General features: G+C 62.6%; 14 protein-coding genes. 7 read left to right on the forward strand and 7 right to left on the reverse strand.

Features of this window, described 5'->3' with window-relative positions; translation table 11 throughout:
* Positions 1-36 precede the first annotated feature (36 nt).
* The 3 genes from FJV80_RS33540 to FJV80_RS33550 all read right to left on the reverse strand — a co-directional run bounded on the left by FJV80_RS33540 (position 37) and on the right by FJV80_RS33550 (position 3,032).
* Positions 37-1,293 carry an MFS transporter gene (locus FJV80_RS33540; protein WP_348644010.1) on the reverse strand — a complete coding sequence of 419 codons (1,257 nt, stop codon included), beginning with the start codon at positions 1,291-1,293 and terminating at the stop codon, positions 37-39.
* Positions 1,294-1,594: 301 nt separating this feature from the next.
* Positions 1,595-2,065 carry a chromate resistance protein ChrB domain-containing protein gene (locus tag FJV80_RS33545; protein ID WP_142878434.1) on the reverse strand — a complete coding sequence of 157 codons (471 nt, stop codon included), beginning with the start codon at positions 2,063-2,065 and terminating at the stop codon, positions 1,595-1,597.
* Between the two features lie 4 nt (positions 2,066-2,069).
* The gene (locus FJV80_RS33550; protein ID WP_246689106.1) at positions 2,070-3,032 is read right to left on the reverse strand and encodes a Fe-Mn family superoxide dismutase; all 963 of its coding nucleotides are present in this window, start codon (positions 3,030-3,032) and stop codon (positions 2,070-2,072) included.
* Between the two features lie 105 nt (positions 3,033-3,137).
* Here FJV80_RS33550 and FJV80_RS33555 point away from each other — a divergent pair, with 105 nt between their 5' ends.
* The 3 genes from FJV80_RS33555 to FJV80_RS33565 all read left to right on the forward strand — a co-directional run bounded on the left by FJV80_RS33555 (position 3,138) and on the right by FJV80_RS33565 (position 6,058).
* Positions 3,138-4,124, forward strand: coding sequence for a chromate resistance protein ChrB domain-containing protein (locus tag FJV80_RS33555; RefSeq protein WP_185975303.1), 987 nt, complete (start codon positions 3,138-3,140; stop codon positions 4,122-4,124).
* Between the two features lie 17 nt (positions 4,125-4,141).
* Positions 4,142-5,557 carry a chromate efflux transporter gene (chrA, locus tag FJV80_RS33560; protein ID WP_142878436.1) on the forward strand — a complete coding sequence of 472 codons (1,416 nt, stop codon included), beginning with the start codon at positions 4,142-4,144 and terminating at the stop codon, positions 5,555-5,557.
* 102 nt (positions 5,558-5,659) lie between these two features.
* Positions 5,660-6,058, forward strand: coding sequence for a hypothetical protein (locus FJV80_RS33565; RefSeq protein WP_095771958.1), 399 nt, complete (start codon positions 5,660-5,662; stop codon positions 6,056-6,058).
* Between the two features lie 146 nt (positions 6,059-6,204).
* Here the strand turns inward: FJV80_RS33565 and FJV80_RS33570 are convergent, their stop codons facing one another.
* The gene (locus FJV80_RS33570) at positions 6,205-7,794 is read right to left on the reverse strand and encodes a trimethylamine methyltransferase family protein (protein ID WP_095791956.1); all 1,590 of its coding nucleotides are present in this window, start codon (positions 7,792-7,794) and stop codon (positions 6,205-6,207) included.
* A 192-nt stretch (positions 7,795-7,986) separates the two neighbouring features.
* The gene (locus FJV80_RS33575) at positions 7,987-9,480 is read right to left on the reverse strand and encodes a PLP-dependent aminotransferase family protein (protein WP_010913204.1); all 1,494 of its coding nucleotides are present in this window, start codon (positions 9,478-9,480) and stop codon (positions 7,987-7,989) included.
* 303 nt (positions 9,481-9,783) lie between these two features.
* Here FJV80_RS33575 and pgi point away from each other — a divergent pair, with 303 nt between their 5' ends.
* A complete protein-coding gene (pgi, locus tag FJV80_RS33580) occupies positions 9,784-11,427 on the forward strand; it encodes a glucose-6-phosphate isomerase (protein ID WP_142878437.1) in 1,644 nt (547 codons plus the stop codon).
* 5 nt (positions 11,428-11,432) lie between these two features.
* Complete coding sequence (locus tag FJV80_RS33585) at positions 11,433-12,155, forward strand: HAD family hydrolase (protein WP_095771741.1); 723 nt, start codon at positions 11,433-11,435, stop codon at positions 12,153-12,155.
* Here the strand turns inward: FJV80_RS33585 and FJV80_RS33590 are convergent.
* Positions 12,139-12,963, reverse strand: coding sequence for a methyltransferase (locus FJV80_RS33590; protein WP_185975304.1), 825 nt, complete (start codon positions 12,961-12,963; stop codon positions 12,139-12,141). The genes FJV80_RS33585 and FJV80_RS33590 overlap by 17 nt on opposite strands.
* A gap of 16 nt (positions 12,964-12,979) precedes the next feature.
* Positions 12,980-14,683, reverse strand: a complete 1,704-nt coding sequence (locus tag FJV80_RS33595; RefSeq protein ID WP_246689107.1) for a long-chain fatty acid--CoA ligase — start codon at positions 14,681-14,683, stop codon at positions 12,980-12,982.
* Here FJV80_RS33595 and FJV80_RS35505 point away from each other — a divergent pair.
* Positions 14,667-15,077 (forward strand): hypothetical protein, encoded by a 411-nt coding sequence (locus tag FJV80_RS35505; protein ID WP_246689108.1) that lies wholly within the window; start codon positions 14,667-14,669, stop codon positions 15,075-15,077. The two genes, FJV80_RS33595 and FJV80_RS35505, sit on opposite strands and share 17 nt — an antisense overlap.
* 400 nt (positions 15,078-15,477) lie before the next feature.
* A complete protein-coding gene (locus FJV80_RS33600; RefSeq protein WP_038651939.1) occupies positions 15,478-17,076 on the forward strand; it encodes an ABC transporter substrate-binding protein in 1,599 nt (532 codons plus the stop codon).
* Positions 17,077-17,105 lie beyond the last annotated feature (29 nt).

Below are 17,105 nucleotides of genomic sequence, written 5' to 3' on the forward strand. Positions count from 1 at the left end.
TCGATGCCGTCTTCGAGCACATTTCAAGCATTTGTCTTACTGCTCCTCCGGCGGCTTGATGTGCCGAAGGCTCCAAAGCAGGGCAAAATCATAGATGATCTTGAGGACGCCGCAGATGATCAAAGGCCATGCCTCGTAGCCGGCTTCGAAGAGCGCGCCGGCAATGGCTGGGCTTGCGGCCGCCGCGAGGCTTCTCGGAACTGAGGTCACACTTGCGGCCGCCGGCCGTTCCGGTGGTGTGACGACTGCCATCACGTAGGAGGATCGCGTCGGTACATCCATTTGGGAGAGCGCGGCGCGTATCAGCAGCAGCGAGAGCGCCAGCTGGAGATTTGGCACGATCGCCGCCAGGATCAGGCAAACGCTCGAAGGGGCATGCGTGAACACCATGGTGTTGATGAGGCCGAAGCGCTCGGACAGTCGCGCCGCCGCCGGCAGTGAGAAGGCGGAAAGTAGTCCAGTGCAGAAGAAGAACAATCCCGCGGCCGAAAGCGATAGCCCGAACTTATCGAACAGCCAGAGAGCGACAAGCGACTGCACGGCAAATCCTCCGGCAAAAGCGTCGATGCTGAACAAGGCCGCCATCTTGTAGACGATACCGCGAGACTGCCCGAGCGCAGCCGCCGGCTTGCCTTCCATCTTCTTCGTTTCGACGGGAACGCGCAGATAGAGCCCGACGCCCACGACGCCGAGAAGCGCGTAAAATACGAACATCGCCCTGAGGGCCGTGAGGCGGGTCACTCCGAAATCGCTCAGAAGATCGGGACTGGCCGAAGCGAGTGCACCTGCCGCTGCAGCGAGCGCCCCGATAAGGCCGTAGCGCGCAAACATCCTCGTGCGGGTTTTGTCCGACACCAAACCTGCAAGAACCGCATGTTCGAGCGGTACAAAAATGCTGACGCTGCCCGCGGACGGATTGATCGTTCCAACGAAGGCGACCAGCATAACAACAGCCGTCGTGCTGGAAGACGCGAATAAGAGGCCGGTCGCGGTCATCAAGGCCGCCGCTCCGATCAACAATCGACGTAGATTGGTTCGGACACCAAGAAACCCGATACCAAGAGTGATCAAGGCTGATCCCAGGAGGGCAAGCGTGGCGACCACACCGATCTCGAATGCGCCAAGCCCGAGCATCGCCAGGTAAACCGGCAACAGCACGGCCACGAACCCGTCCCCGAAGTCGCGGAGCGCGCGTGCGGCATAAAGGTAGACCGTCGGCGGCCGCTCCCCGGTTTTGCTCTGCTCGTTGGTTTCGCGAAGACCTGTGACCACTAATAACTCCCCGCTGGTCAAGCGATCCCTTCAGGGACAAAGAATATCGCCTGTCATCGCTGTCCACCGAGCAGCGGCCCGGCCAGTCGAGGGACCCCGGCTGGCGCATAACGCTTGGTCAAAAGGCCAATATGCAGCAAGGTGGTCACAGGATGACCCAGTGACTGTGGGCGCGAGGCCCTCAACTCTTCCTGACATCGACTTGGTCCAACGCACATGACGTTCTCCGGGTTGTTGCCCCCCGATGGCGATAGGTCGTGAACTCCGCCTCATTCCGACCCACAAGCAGAGTTTCAACTCGCAGGCTTCCGGGGCGGCCTCCTTAAGCCGCAGTCGGCTTCGTTGCTGGCGGCCAGCTATGCGTCTCTGACTTGCGCCGTGAGGCCCAGGCGTAGAGCGCGTCGTAGATGACAAAGCCGTGCTTCAGCACCTCATGGTCATCGGGCGTCACGTCCCGCAAACCCATGGAAATCGCCAGCAGTCCAGCCGATTGTGGGGTGAGGTCATGTCGATCAGTGTCGGCGCCGCGCACGATCGCGGAGATCGTAACGATCGCAGCATCGCGATCGAGGCCGTATTTCGAGACGAAGGTGTCGAAGCTGCAGCCTTCGCCAACATGCGTGAATTCGACGCCTGGCACATCGTAGGGTGTTGCCCCGGTCTCCTTGGCAACCCGCATCACTTCGGCGGGCGGCACGAACAGAAATTCCGGTTCCTTGTCGATGAAGCGGGCAATCAGCCAGGGACAGGCAATGCGGTCGATAACCGGACGTTCGCGCGTGACCCATTTCATGACTTTATCTCCCTTCGGTGAGTGTGAGCGGGACCGTTGGCGCGCCTATGGCGTGCCAAGCGGCGATGCCGCCGGAGAGCGTCAGTGCATTGAAGCCGCGACGGCGAAGTTCGGCGACGGCATCGCCGCTGACCTGAAAGCCATAGACGCAGTAGACGACGATCGGTTTGTCCTTGGGTAGCTCGCCGGCCCAATCGGCGATCGTCTCTGGAGCGCGGATCAACGCGCCTGGCAGCATGTCGCTGCGTTTCGCCAGATCTTCGGCGAGGCAGACGTCAAGCACGACGATATCCTCATGGCGCTCGATATAGCCGCGCAAATTCTCCGGGGCGACTACATGATCGTTTGCAGCGGCATTGGTCGCGCCGCCTTGCTTCCTGGCCACACGCCCGTAGCGCTCGCCGACTCGCCCCCAATGGATGTTCTTCATGAAGGCGTCGACATAGGCGCCCGCCCTGGCGCCGAAATCGAGATGATAGGCATGCTCGTACATGTCGAGCGCCAGGATTGGCATACCGCCAGCCAGACAGTTGGTGTGATCCGCAGCCCATTGGATCGTCAGCCGGCCATGGCGCTCGGACCAGGTGAGCAGCGTCCAGCCCGAGCCGCCGGCTTGAGCCTTGGCGCAAGCCGTGAACTGGGTGCGCCAGGCAGCAACGCTGCCAAAGTCGCGCTCCAAGGTGGCGGCCAGATCGCCTGCCGCATCTCCCGAACCGCCAAGGCCGTCGAAATAGATCTCATGCAGGATCGCCGAGTTGGCCGCGACCAACTCCTCCCGTTTCAACCCGTTGATCTCGAATACCGGCGCCGCTCCCCAATCGAGCCCATCGAGGCGACGCTCGATTGCGTTCAGACGCCGGACCGCGCCGCCGTAATTGTTTTCGTAGTGACTTGCCAATAGCCGTTCAGAAAGCCCGTCAAGACGGGGCGGCTTGAAAGGCAACGGCATGATCTGGTGCTGCATCATATCCTCGCTCGGCGGTGCGCAACGTCAGTGAGGAGGCGAACGCTACGCCCGAATCTAAAATGATACAAGTGTTGCTTTTTCGATATCTGATGATACGGTATCCCTATGAATGAAGGCGGAATATCAGCGGAGCAGCGTTGGCTGCTCCTGATCCACCAGCTGCCCAGCAAGCCGGCTTATTTCAGGGTCAAGATCTGGCGGCGACTGCAAGGTATTGGGGCGGTGGCCGTAAAGAGCACGGTCTACGCGCTGCCCTCGAATGCCGAGACGCAAGAGGATTTCGAATGGCTTCTGAAAGAGATCGTCGAGGGCGGCGGCGAGGCCATGGTCTGCGAAGCGCGCCTTGTAGATGGTCTGTCGGATCCTCAGGCACGGGCGCTGTTCGATACTGCGAGAGATGCCGACTACGAGGAGATTGCCAGGGATACCAGATCGCTTGCCGCGAAGCTCGAAACGGCCATCACGCTGGAGGAACGGGCCGAGGCACGGACGCAGATTGGCCGCCTGCGCAAAAGGCTCAAGGATGTCGTCACCATCGATTTCTTCGGCGCCAATAGTCGCCTGCCGGTGGAGGGCCTGATTGCGGGAGTGGAGGCCCAACTGACGGAGGACAAGAAAATGACCGAAGGGCCGGCCAACACCGATGCAGGGACGCTTGCCGATCTCAAGGGGCGGACCTGGGTCACGCGCGAAGGTGTCTACGTCGATCGCATAGCCTGCAGTTGGCTGATCAGTCGATTTATCGATCCAGCGGCTGTGATCCGTTTCGTGTCGGGCAAAGGTTACGTCCCGAACCCGGGGGAGCTGCGTTTCGACATGTTCGAAGGCGAGTTCACGCACGAGGGTGATCGTTGCAGCTTCGAAGTGTTACTGGCTCGCGCGGGTCTCACTGATCCTGCACTGCAGGCGATCGGGGAGATCGTCCACGATATCGATCTGAAGGACGCCAAGTTCGCACGCGAAGAGGCAACAGGCATTGCCAGTCTGATCGCTGGGATCGCCATGGCCAATCAGGATGACGAGCAACGCGTCGCCCAGGGCGCTCCCGTCTTCGACAATCTCTATCAATATTTCCGCAACAAGCGCGGGTAACAAACGGGGACGAGCCGATGAACAAGGCCGAGAGCATCAAGGCGACGCCGGCAGGACCTTCCGGAACGCCGGCTCATGGCATTCCGTTCGGCGAAGCCGTCCGCGTTTGGGCGCGGGTCGCGGCACTGAGCTTTGGCGGCCCGGCGGGGCAGATTGCAGTGATGCACCGTATCCTCGTCGAGGAGAAACGCTGGATCGGCGAGACGCGGTTCCTGCATGCGCTGAACTACTGCATGCTGCTGCCAGGCCCCGAGGCTCAGCAACTCGCGATCTATATCGGCTGGCTGCTGCACAAGACCAAAGGCGGGCTCGTCGCTGGTAGCCTGTTCGTGCTGCCGGGCGTCGTCGCCATCATGGCACTGAGCTGGATCTATGCCATCTTCGGCAATGTCGGCGCGGTCCAGGCTCTGTTCTTCGGATTGAAAGCCGCCGTGCTGGCCGTCGTGCTTGAGGCTGTGGTGCGGATCGGCAAGCGGGCCCTTAGGAACAACGTCATGGTGGCGCTGGCCGCCGCCGCCTTTGTCGCGATCTTCTTCTTCCGCCTGCCATTTCCGCTGATCATCCTCACAGCCGCAGTGATTGGGTATATCGGCGGTCGGGCCGGATTGGCGCCGTTCATGGCCGGCAACGGGCATGGCAAGGTCGGCGGCAAGCAGGTTGCCGATGCCGATACAGCTCTGGGCGAAGACACACCGGCTCATGCGAGGCCGACCCTTGGCTGGTCGCTCAAAATCGCCGCCGTGTTTCTGGTGCTATGGTTCACGCCCGTCCTCGGCCTGTTGGCCTTGTTCGGGCCCGGGAATGTCTTTACCGACATAGCCATCTTCTTTTCGAAAATGGCAGTGGTGACCTTCGGTGGCGCCTATGCGGTGCTCGCCTATGTCGCGCAGCAGGCCGTAACGACCTATGGCTGGCTCAAGCCTGGCGAGATGCTCGATGGTCTCGGCATGGCCGAGACCACGCCTGGCCCGTTGATCATGGTCACGCAGTTCGTCGGTTTCATGGGTGCGTTTCGCGCGCCTGGCACGCTTCATCCGCTCGTTGCCGGGACCCTGGGTGGGCTGTTGACGACATGGGTCACCTTTACGCCGTGCTTTCTCTGGATCTTTCTCGGCGCCCCCTACATCGAGAACTTGCGAAGCAACAAGGCTTTGTCCGCCGCGCTCGCGACGATCACCGCTGCTGTCGTCGGGGTGATCCTGAACCTGGCTGTGTGGTTTGGGCTCCACGTGCTGTTTCGCGAGCTGCATGAAAGGCAAGGATTCGGCATGAACGTCGACGTGCCGGTGCTGAGTTCAATCAACATCCCTTCGCTGGTCCTGACGATTGGCGCATTGCTGGCCGTATTCCGCTTCAAGGTTGGCATGCTGCCGGTGTTGGCAGTCTGCTCGGTGCTCGGGGTGCTCTATGGCTTCGCCACCGGCGCGATATAGGCGGAGCGATCTCAACTGCGCCGTAAGTTTGGCTCGTGCCGTTCGCTGACTTTGTATTCCTTTGGCCAACCACCTAAGTGGTTGGAAACGGATTGGATGATCATGGCGGCACGGCGCTCTTCCCTCGGCTTTCTCGGCATGTTCGGCCGCTCGGGCGACCTGAGGCAGCTCGACGCGGCATTGCGCGGCGCCGACCTGCATCCCGCCCTCGTGCCGGAGGGCGTGAAGCTCACCATCGTCAATCTGATGAAGGATCGCTGGCCCGACGAGCCGCCGCCACAGGCCTATCCGGACGTGGCGCGGCTGTTCAGCTATTGCATCGCCGGTCCGGAAACCTTCGAAAGCGCGCATGGCTTGCAGCAGCGGCAGGACGTCGAACGCCGGATCGAGGCCGCGGTGGAAGCCGGCGACAGTTTCGACGCCCAGATCGTGCTGATGGCCCTGCACGCCAAGCTGATCAATGCAGAGGTCGTCGAGCGCTACGGGCTGGGCGCCGACTAGCCTAGAGCAATTCCAGGAAAAGTGTGAGCGGTTTTCCGTCCGGAATTGCGTCAAAACAAAGAGTTAGAGCGGTTCGCCGTTTCCATGAAACGGTGAAACGCTCTAGGGCATTGATGTTCAGGCGGTGATGCCGGTCAGCAAACCGGCTATCCACCCATATTGGCGCGCGGCAGCTTGATCATGTCGCCGAAGCGGGCGCGCAGTTTGTCGTCGAGCAGTTTTGCGACGTGGCGCGGGAAACGCTCGGCCAGGATGCGCTTCTTCTCGATGATCGCGCGCTGCAATATGTCGGGACGGCCCTTCTCGTTCCATTCCTTCGGTGAAAACCGGTCGCCGACGGCCGGGTAGAAATACTCCGTCTGCATCAGCCGCAGCGTCTGCTCGTTGCCGAGATAGTGGCCCGGCCCATTCAGGCAGACTTCGGCGATGGTATCGATCGACAGCGCTTCGTCGGTCACCTCGATGCCGCGCACGCAGCGCAGGCAATGGCCGAGCATGTCATTGTCGATGATCAGGCTTTCCAGGCAGAAGCCGAGCAACGAGGCATGCATGCCGGCAGATTCATAGACGAGGTTGAGCCCGGCAAGGCCGGCCATCACGTCGGTGATGCCCTTTTCGTAGCCGGACTGAATGTCGGGCAGTTTCGAATCTGTCATGCCGGCGGCCGAACCGCCCGGCAGGTCGTAGAACTGCGCCATCTGCGCGCAGGCCGCGGTCAGCACCGCCTGTTCGGCCGAGCCGCCCGACATGGCGCCGGTCCGCAGGTCCGACACGAACGGCCAGGTGCCGAAGATTGCCGGATGCCCCGGTTTGATGGTGTTGACATAGACCAGGCCGGCCAGCACTTCGGCCACGGCCTGCACCACGGCACCGGCAATCGCCGCCGGAGCGGTTGCACCGGCCTGGCCGGCCGACAAAAGCAGGATCGGGATGCCGCCTTCGACGCAGGCCTCGAGCACGCCGCAGGCGTCCTCGGCGAATTTCATCGGCGGCACGACAAAGCAGTTGGAGTTCGACACGAACGGCCGGGCGCGGAAATTCTCCTCGCCGCCGGCAATGGCATAGAGCATTTCCAGCGCCGGCTGCACGTTCTCGCGCACCGTGAACGAGGTGCCGACATGCTTGGACGTACCCGTCACGCAGGCATAGAGCGTGTTGAAGTCCATTTCGAGCGGATCGGGAATGTCGCGCGGCACCATCGGCCGCTGGAAGAAATGGATGTTGTCGAGCCCGTCGACGATGCGGGCGGCGTCATAGATGTCCTGCAGCAGCGATTCGCGGTATTCGCGCTTCTCGACATCGACCAGATGCACGGCGGCGCCGGCCGTGCCGTAGTGCACGCGCTTGCCCTGGATCACCATGTCGTGTTTCGGATCCTGGCCGTGCAAGGTGAAATTGCGTGCCGCTTTTTTGATGGTATCGAGCACCAGAGCGCGCGGGAAACGGATACGGCCGTCATCGCCATAGGTGGCGCCGGCCTTGGTCAGCGCCTCGATGCAAGAGGGGATGGCATTGGCGAAACCGACCGTCTCCAGCAGCGTCAGCACCGCCTCGTGGATGCGCTCCTGGTCGTTGCCGCGCAACGGTCCGTAGCTGCCGCCCTCGAGGCCGGCGCGCACCGGCCTGATGTCGTCGGCGAGCGGCGCTGCCCGCATCGCGCGGCGCGCTTCGCGTCCACCGGAGCGGCGCGAGCGCTGATCCGCCGCCGCTTCCTGCTTTTCAAGAACCACTGACATGGAGGCACTCCACCTTTTCTCGGAAACAGGGCGGCGGTTGGTCCACCATCGGCTGCTTCTTCCCCTTTGTGCCACGACTATGCCGCCGGCATTGGCCCAGACCATGAGCCAGCTGGTCTGGTTGCATATGCCAGCGCTAAAGGAAACGGGGCCGCGATTGGGCGGCCCCGGTCAAAGGATCGGATACGTGGATCAGGCGGCGGCGGGCCTGCGTCCGGCGGCCGTGGCCAGTTCCCGGATGCCTGGCTCGATGTGCTGCAGCGCAATCGAGGAAATGCCCAACCGCATGAAACGCGAAGGCTTTTCGGTGCGGTCGAAGAAGCGGTCTCCCGGCTCGATGATGACGCTGCGCGAGGCCGCGGCCTCGGCCAAACCGCGGGAATCGGTGCCGCGCGGGCCTTCGAGCCAGAGTGACGTGCCGCCGGCCGAGTCGGTCGAGCGCCATTCCGGCAGGAAAGCGGAAATCGCATGGACCAGACGCTTGCGCCGCTCGTCGAAGGCGCTGGACAGACGCCGCACCAACGCCTCGTGATGGCCGAGCGACAGGAAGAGCGCCACGGCACGCTGGTTGTTGGCCGGCGGATGGCGCAGCATGAAGCGGCGCAGTGCCCTCAGCTCCGAGATTAGTCCAGCAGAGGCCACGATATAGCCGAGCCGCAGGCCCGGAGCCAGCGTCTTGGACATCGAGCCGACATAGACGACGCGGCCCGACCGATCGAGGCTCTTCAGCGCCTGTTGCGGCGCCTCGTCGAGAAGCTGGCTGTCATAGCCGTCCTCGATGATGATCTGGTTGTGCCGGTTGGCGCGCGCCAGAAGGTCCTGCCGCCGCTCGGCCGACAATGGCACCATGGTCGGGCAATGATGGCTGGGCGTGACGAAGACGAAGCCGGAATCGTTGGGGATAGAAGAAGTTACGATGCCGGATTGGTCGACGGGCACCGGCTGGATGTCGGCGCCTGCAAGCCGGAAGATCGAGCGTGCGTCGGGGTAGCCGGGGTCTTCCATCGCCACCTTCGAGCCCTTGGTCATCAGCAGCGAAGCCAGCATGTAGAGCGCGTTCTGGGCGCCCAGCGTGACGATGATCTCGTCGGGATTGGCGAAGATGCCGCGCCTGGGCAGGAGCCGCGCCTGGATCTGCTCGATCAGCAGCGGATCGTCGCGGTCGACCATGTCCGACGCCCAGTTGCGGATTTCGAGCACCGCCAGCGCCATGCGGTTGCACTCGCGCCATTCGGCGGTCGGGAACAGCGCCGGGTCGAACTGGCCATAGACGAAGGGATAGGACGACTTGATCCAGTTCTCGTGCTTGGCCGGCGGCGGCATATCGCTGGCGGCGATCTGCCGGCGGGCCTTCCAGTCGATCTCATTGGCCTGGTCGGGCGCTTTCTGGTGCGGCTTGGCCGGTGTTGCCAGCACGTCGGGATTGACGAAATGGCCGCGCCGCTCGCGCGCCACCAGAAACCCCTGGTCGACGAGCTGCTGGAAGGCCAGCACCACCGTCCCGCGTGCAACGCCGAGCTTCTCGGCCAGGATGCGGCAGGAGGGAAGCGGCATCGAGGCGGCGATCTGACGGTCGAGAATGGCGGCCACGATGGCCTGACGGATCTGCGCCTGCAGGGTTTGGCCGGATTCGGCCGAAATCCGGAACAGGCCGGACCATATGGCCGTGTCGTTGCGCTGTGGCATGGGAAATCTTCCTCGGATGGCCAGCCATTTTCATTTGGCTGGACCAGTCGAGTGTATGGGTGGCACAAGGGGTTGCGCCAATCAATTTTTCTGATCTTTGGGATTTATGCCAGTGATCCTTCAGCCGAAATGGAGCCCTGCGGCCGCCCGGATCGACACATTGTGTCATCGCATCGTGATGCGATGCGGCATCGCCGCGTATTGACCGCACGGAATTCGGCTCAATAGGTTTGTCGCGACGACACGCGCCGGAAACATCCGGTCTGATAAAGTACGTCGAAAAACGCCAGGAGCTCCCCGCCATTGGATAAGTCAGCCTTCCAGAAACAGCTCGCCGCCTTGCGCGATCATCGCACCGCGGCGCCTGCCAGCATGCGCCAGGCCTTCGCCGACGATCCACGACGTTTCCAGACATTCTCAGCCACCGACGGTGACCTTTTGCTCGACTGGTCAAAATGCGCCGTCGATGCCGTCACCATGGACTTGCTGGAGAAGCTCGGCGCTGCTGCCGATCTCGAGGGCCGCCGCGCCGCCATGTTCGCCGGCAAGAAGATCAACATCACCGAGGACCGCGCCGTGCTGCATACGGCGCTGCGCAATCTCAGCGGCAAGGGCGTCACGGTCGACGGCCAGGACGTCAAGGCCGACGTCATTTCCGTGCTCGACGCGATGGGCGCCTTCGCCGATGCCATCCGCTCCGGCAAGGCGCTAGGCGCCACCGGCAAGAAGATCACCGACATCGTCAACATCGGCATTGGCGGCTCCGACCTCGGCCCGGCCATGGCGACGCTGGCGCTGGCGCCATATCATGACGGGCCGCGCGCGCACTATGTCTCCAACATCGACGGCGCCCATATCCATGACACGCTGAAGGGCCTGAAGGCCGAAACCACGCTGTTCATCGTCGCCTCCAAGACCTTCACCACGGTCGAGACGATGACCAACGCGCAGACGGCACGCGACTGGGTGCAGAAGGCGCTCGGCAAGCAGGCGGTCGGCAAGCATTTCGCCGCTGTTTCGACGGCGCTCGACCTGGTGGCCAAGTTCGGCATCGAGCAGGACCGCGTCTTCGGTTTTTGGGACTGGGTCGGCGGCCGCTATTCGGTCTGGGGCGCGATTGGCCTGCCCGTCATGATCGCCGTCGGTCCGCGGAATTTCCGCGCCTTCCTCGATGGCGCGCACGAGATGGACGAGCATTTCCGCACCGCCCCGCTCGCCGGGAACCTGCCGGCGCTTCTGGGGCTGGTCGGCTGGTGGCATCGCGTGATCTGCGGCTATCCGGCCCGCGCGGTCATCCCCTATGACCAGCGCTTGTCCCGGCTGCCGGCCTATCTGCAGCAGCTCGATATGGAATCGAACGGCAAGGGCGTCACCCTTGAAGGCACACCGGTGCCGACGCCGACCGGGCCGTTGGTCTGGGGCGAGCCGGGCACCAATGGCCAGCACGCCTTCTTCCAGCTCCTGCACCAGGGCACCGACTTCATCCCGGTCGAGTTCCTTGCCGCGGCCGTCGGCCATGAGCCGGAGCTGAAGCACCAGCATGATCTGCTGCTCGCCAATTGCCTGGCGCAGTCGGAAGCGCTGATGAAGGGCCGCACGCTGGACGAGGCGCGCGCGCAGATGCTGGCCAAGGGCATGAAGCCCGCAGACGTCGACAAGATAGCGCCGCACCGTGTCTTCTCCGGCAACCGGCCTTCGGTGACCATCCTCTATCGCAAGCTCGACCCGCGCACCTTCGGCCGGCTGATCGCGCTCTACGAGCACCGCGTCTTCGTCGAGGGCACGCTGTTCAATATCAATTCCTTCGACCAGTGGGGCGTCGAACTCGGCAAGGAGCTGGCGACCGGCCTGCTGCCTGTCGTGGAAGGCAAGGAAAGCGCCGCAAACCGGGACGCCTCGACCAGGGGCCTTGTGGAACGCATCCACCAATTGCGCGGTTCGGAGTGACTGATTTGGCAGACATCAAGGGTATATTGTTCGACAAGGACGGGACACTTGTCGACTTCAACGCGACCTGGCTCGGCGTCGCCGATTTCATGGCCATGGATGCCGCCGATGGCGACCGCTGGAAGGCCGACAGGCTGCTTGCGGCCGCCGGCTTCGATTTCGCCAACCGGCGCTTCAAGCCCGATTCGATCTTTGCCTCGGGCACCAACATGGATGTCGTCGAGCTGTGGTTCCCGCGTCTGTCCGACGAAGACCAGATGCTGGCCGTCGCCCGCTTCAACGAGATCACCTCGGTGCAGGGCTCGACGATGGCGGTGGCGCTGCCGGGCATCGTCGATACCTTGGCGGTGCTGCACAAAAGATCCTACCGGCTTGGCGTCGCCACCAACGATTCCACCAGCGGCGCGGAAAAGACCTTGGTCACGCTGGGCGTCGCCCAGCTGTTCGACGCCGCCTATGGCTATGACGCGGTGGCCAATCCCAAACCCGCGCCCGACACCATCCAGGCCTTTTGCGACCTCACCGGCCTGAAGTCGGCGGAGATCGCCATGGTCGGCGACAACCGCCACGATCTCGAAATGGCGCGCGCCGGCGGCTGCGGCCTGGCGGTGGGCGTGCTGTCCGGCACCGGCACGCGCGAATCTCTGGCCGGCATTGCCGACGTCGTCCTCGATTCCGTCGCCGACCTGCCGGACTTCCTGTCGACGCGGGTCAAGGAGACGGTTTGATCGCTCCTGCCAGCGCAGGTGCGGTCTCGAAACGAAAGACGCCGCTCGGCTTCAGTGCGGCGTCTTTTGCGTCGCCGAAATCCAGCACCTGATATTCGGCGAGCAGTCGCAGCCGGGACAGCGGCAGGTCATGGCGACGGGGATCGCCGACCAGCACCTCGATACCGGCTGCCAGGCAGCGATCGAGGAACGGGGTAACACGCAGGGCAACCTCGTGGCCGTAGAACACGTCGCCGGCAAGCACGAGGTCGACGGCCGGCGGCGGACCCGTGGTGATATCCTGGTGGACGATCCTGATCTCGACGCCGTTGGCTTCCGCGTTGAGGCCGATGGCGGCAACGCCGTTGCGGTCGATCTCGGCGGCGATCACCTCGCTTGCGCCGGCCTTGGCGGCGGCAATGCCGACAATGCCCGAACCCGCCCCCAGGTCCAGCACGCGACGGCCCGCCATGGTCATCGGATTGTCGAGGATGTGGCGCGCCAGCACCGCGCCGCCGGCCCATGCATAGGCCCAGTAGGGCGGTTGGGGCTCTGGCGCGTCGTCGTCCGCCTCAGCATCGTCTTCAGCATCGACGAGCCGTCTCAACCCGCTGCCGGGGTGGGCGGTGTAGAGCCGGATTTCGACAAGCCTGGGCACCGGCACAAGGCGCATGTTCGCCTTGATGAATTCCGCCGGGTCGAGGCGCGGGCGGCGGCTTGGCAAATCCTTGCTCGGTCCCTCGTCGCCGGAGGGACGGCCCCCCGCTAAAGCGCGCTGCGCTTCAGCTCTTTGTTTTGGTGCATGTCGTTCTCCCAAAACCGAGGTCACTTTTGGGCGATGTGCATCAGGCGCGCAGAGCCCGCCGCAGGATCTTGCCGACTGGCGTCTTCGGCAATTCGGTCCTGAACTCGACATATTTGGGCCGCTTGTAGCCGGTCAGGTTCTCGCGGCAAAAAGCGGTGATGGCTTCCACGGTCAGGGCCGGATCCTTCTTGACGATGAACAGCTTCGGCACTTCTCCCGAATGCTCGTCCGGTACGCCGATCGCCGCGACTTCGAGCACGCCCGGATGCATGGCCACGACCTCTTCGAGTTCGTTCGGATAGACGTTGAAGCCCGAGACCAGGATCATGTCCTTCTTGCGGTCGACGATCTTGGTGTAGCCGCGCTCGTCCATGAAGCCCATGTCGCCGGACTTGAAGTAGCCGTCCTTGGTCATCACCTTGGCGGTCTCGTCGGGCCGGTTCCAGTAGCCCGCCATCACCTGCGGTCCCCTGATGCAGATCTCGCCGACTTCGCCGAGCGGCAAATTGTTGCCGTCATCGTCGCGAATAGCGATTTCCGTCGACGGCAGCGGCAGGCCGATCGTGCCGGTGAAGTCGCCGGAACTGAACTTGTTGGCCGTCGCCACCGGCGAGGTTTCCGAGAGGCCGTAGCCTTCAGTGACAGGGCAGCCGGTCAACGCCTTCCAGCGTTCGGCGACGCCCTTCTGCACCGCCATGCCGCCGCCCAGCGTCAGCACGAGCGGCTTGAAGTCGAGTTTGCGGAAGTCCTCATTGTTGAGCAGCGCGTTGAACAGCGTGTTGAGGCCGGGAAAGATGTGGACCGGATACTTCTGGAGTTCCTTGACGAAGCCCGGAATATCGCGCGGATTGGGAATGAGCACGTTGCGAGCGCCTTGCTGCATGCCCATCAGCGCGTTCACCGTCAGCGCGAAGATATGATAGAGCGGCAGCGCGCAGATGAAGTTCGGGTGCGCGGGCTTCGGCTTGATCGTATAGGCGTCTTCCATCCACTGCGCGTTCTGCACGACATTGGAAAGCACATTGCGGTGCAGCAGCGTGGCGCCTTTCGACACGCCCGTGGTGCCGCCCGTATATTGCAGGAAGGCGACATCGTCGGCCGCAACCTTGGCCGGCTTGAAGCCAAGGCCGGCGCCGGCCTTCATCGCCGCGTTGAACTTGACATGCCCGGGCAGCGACCATGCCGGCACCATCTTCTTCACGCGGCGCACGACGAAGTTGACGATCGAGCCCTTGAGGCCGCCAAGCATGTCGCCCATGGCCGCCACCACGACATGCTTGACCGCGGTCCTGGCGGTTACCGCCTGCAAGGTGTTGGCGAAGTTTTCCAGGATGACGATGGCTTGCGCGCCGGAATCCTTGAGCTGGTGCTCCAGCTCGCGCGGCGTGTAAAGCGGATTGATGTTTACCACGACATAGCCGGCGCGCAGGATGCCCATCATCGCCACCGGATATTGCAGAACGTTAGGCATCATGATGGCGACGCGCGCACCCTTTTGCAGCCCCTTCGATTGCAGATAGGCACCGAAGGCCGCCGACAACTGCTCGACATCGGCATAGCTGATGGATTTGTCCATGCAGGTGAAGGCCGGCTGGGCGGAAAACTGCTTGCAGGCGGCGACCAGGAAATCGCCGATCGAACTGTAGGGCAACGCACCGATCTCGGCCGCCACGTTCTTTGGATAGCTCTTGAGCCACGGCTTTTTCGGCAGGCCGGCGGCAAGTTCCGTGAGCGCCTTCGGCAACCGCTTGGCGGCAGCCGTCGCCGGTTTCGATGGCAGCGCTGCCTTTGCTGGCGATGCGGCCTTTGTTACCCCAGCCTTTGCGGGAGAAGCCTTTGCTGGAGTCTTCGTCGGCGAAGTTTTCGTCGCTGAGGTCTTTGCCGGGGCGGCTTTTGCCGCCGGCTTCGCAACGGCCTTGGCGGTGGCCGCCGGTGCCGTCTTGGCAGGTTTTGCGCCTGTGCTGGCGGTCGAGGTCTTGGCACCGGCTTTACCTTGGCCAGCGGCGGCGGCGGCTGGTTTCGAGGCTGCCTTTGCCGACGCTTTCACCGGCGCCTTTGATGCTTTTGCCACCCGTTCCTCCTCGACAATTCCTGTTCGCCCGTTTCGGTCGCCTATGCCGCGCCCACCTCCGAATTGACAGAGACGTCCTCCGTGCCGCCAGCATATCCGTCTATGTATTGCCTCTATCGGCGGCGGTGCAAGTCTTGCCCTAGCGGCAAGGCGCCGAAAGATTTGCCGTCGAAAATCTTTCCCGCCGGCGACACTTGGAACCGGCATCTTTCCGCATCGATGATCGGATGAGGGCGGACGCGGCGTCCATGTCGCCATATGTCAGATCAATAAAAAAATGCGGTCGTTAATAATCCCGTGAGTGGAAAAAACTGCTAATTTTTTCTGCCATTTAGCAAAACGGCGGATTTTTTTCCTGCTTCCCGAGGGGTAAGCAAACGGGGTGTTCCAAAGCCGGAAAAACGGTGCTTATATGCGCGCTTCGCGAGCCTGCTAGAGGGGCTTGGAAGAACATCAGGGAGTGCTCAATGAAAAAGAAACTCGCTTTTGCGGCCGCTTTGCTGGCCGCAAGCGTTCTCAGCGGCATGGCCAATGCAAAGACGCTCGTCTATTGCTCGGAAGCGTCGCCTGCCAATTTTGATCCGGGTACCACGACCGGCGGCAACGACTTCGATGCCTCGTCGCGTACCGTCTATTCGCGTCTGGTCGAATTCAAGCATGGCGGCACCGAAGTCGAGCCCGGCCTTGCCGACAAGTGGGAGATTTCCGACGACGGCCTGGTCTACACTTTCCACCTGCATCCGGGCGTCAAGTTCCAGACCACCGACTATTTCAAGCCGACGCGTGACCTCAACGCCGACGACGTCGTTTTCTCCTTTGATCGCCAGTTCAACAAGGCGAACCCCTGGAACGGCGACAAGTATCTGCCGAACCTGACCTGGGACTATTACACCGGCATGGACATGCCGAAATACGTCGCCAAGTGGGAAAAGGTCGACGACCTGACCGTCAAGCTGACGCTGACTGAGCCGAACGCGCCGATGCTGGCCAACCTTGGCATGGACTTCGCCTCGATCGTGTCGAAGGAATATGCCGACCAACTGGAGAAGTCCGGCAAGATGGCCGATTTCTCGACCAAGCCGATCGGCACAGGTCCGTTCCAGTTCGTCGACTACCAGCTGGATTCGGTCATCCGCTACGCGGCCCACCCGGATTATTTCAAGGGCAAGGAAAAGATCGACGATCTCGTCTTCGCCATTACGCCTGACGCCACCGCCCGCACCCAGAAGGTGCTCGCCGGGGAATGCGACATCGCGCCCTATCCGAACCCGGCCGACATCGCCACCATCAAGGCCAACAAGGACGTGACCCTGATGGACCAGGCCGGCCTGAACATCGGCTATATGAGCTACAACACCACCATCCCGCCGCTCGACAAGCCTGAGGTGCGCCATGCGCTCAACCAGGCGATCGATCGGGAATCGCTGATCAAGTCGCTGTTCCAGGATGCCGGCGCCACGCCTGCCGAAAACCTGATCCCGCCGACCATGTGGTCGTGGAACAAGGATGTGAAGACCGACGCCTACAATCCGGAAGCGGCCAAGAAGGTGCTGGCCGACGCCGGCCTGAAGGAAATCCAGCTCTGGGCATCCGACCGCGTTCGCCCGTACAACCCGAACTTCCAGCGCGCTGCCGAACTGATCCAGGCCGACTGGGCCAAGGTCGGCGTCAAGGCGGAGATCGTCAACTACGAGTGGACCAAGTATCGCTCGGAAGGCAAGAAGAAGGACCGTCCAGGCGCTTTCCAGATCGGCTGGACCGGCGACAATGGCGATCCGGACAACTTCTTCGCCACCCTGTTCGCCTGCTCCGCCATCGGCGTGTCGAACTACTCGAGCTGGTGCGACAAGGACTTCGAGGATCTGATCCAGAAGGCCAAGAAGACCAGCGACCAGGCCGAGCGCACCAAGCTCTACGAGCAGGCGCAGGTGATCTTCGCCAAGGAAGCGCCCGCCTTCCTGCTGGTCCATAGCCAAGTCTATGCGGTCGTGCGCAACAATGTCAGCGGTTTCAAGATGGATCCGCTCGGCATTCACCGCTTCGACGGCGTTGACAAGGCCGAATAAGACTATAGAGCGGGGGGGGGGGGGGGGGG

It is taken from the genome of Mesorhizobium sp. WSM4310, assembly GCF_007003935.1.
In the GTDB taxonomy this organism is placed as follows: domain Bacteria; phylum Pseudomonadota; class Alphaproteobacteria; order Rhizobiales; family Rhizobiaceae; genus Mesorhizobium.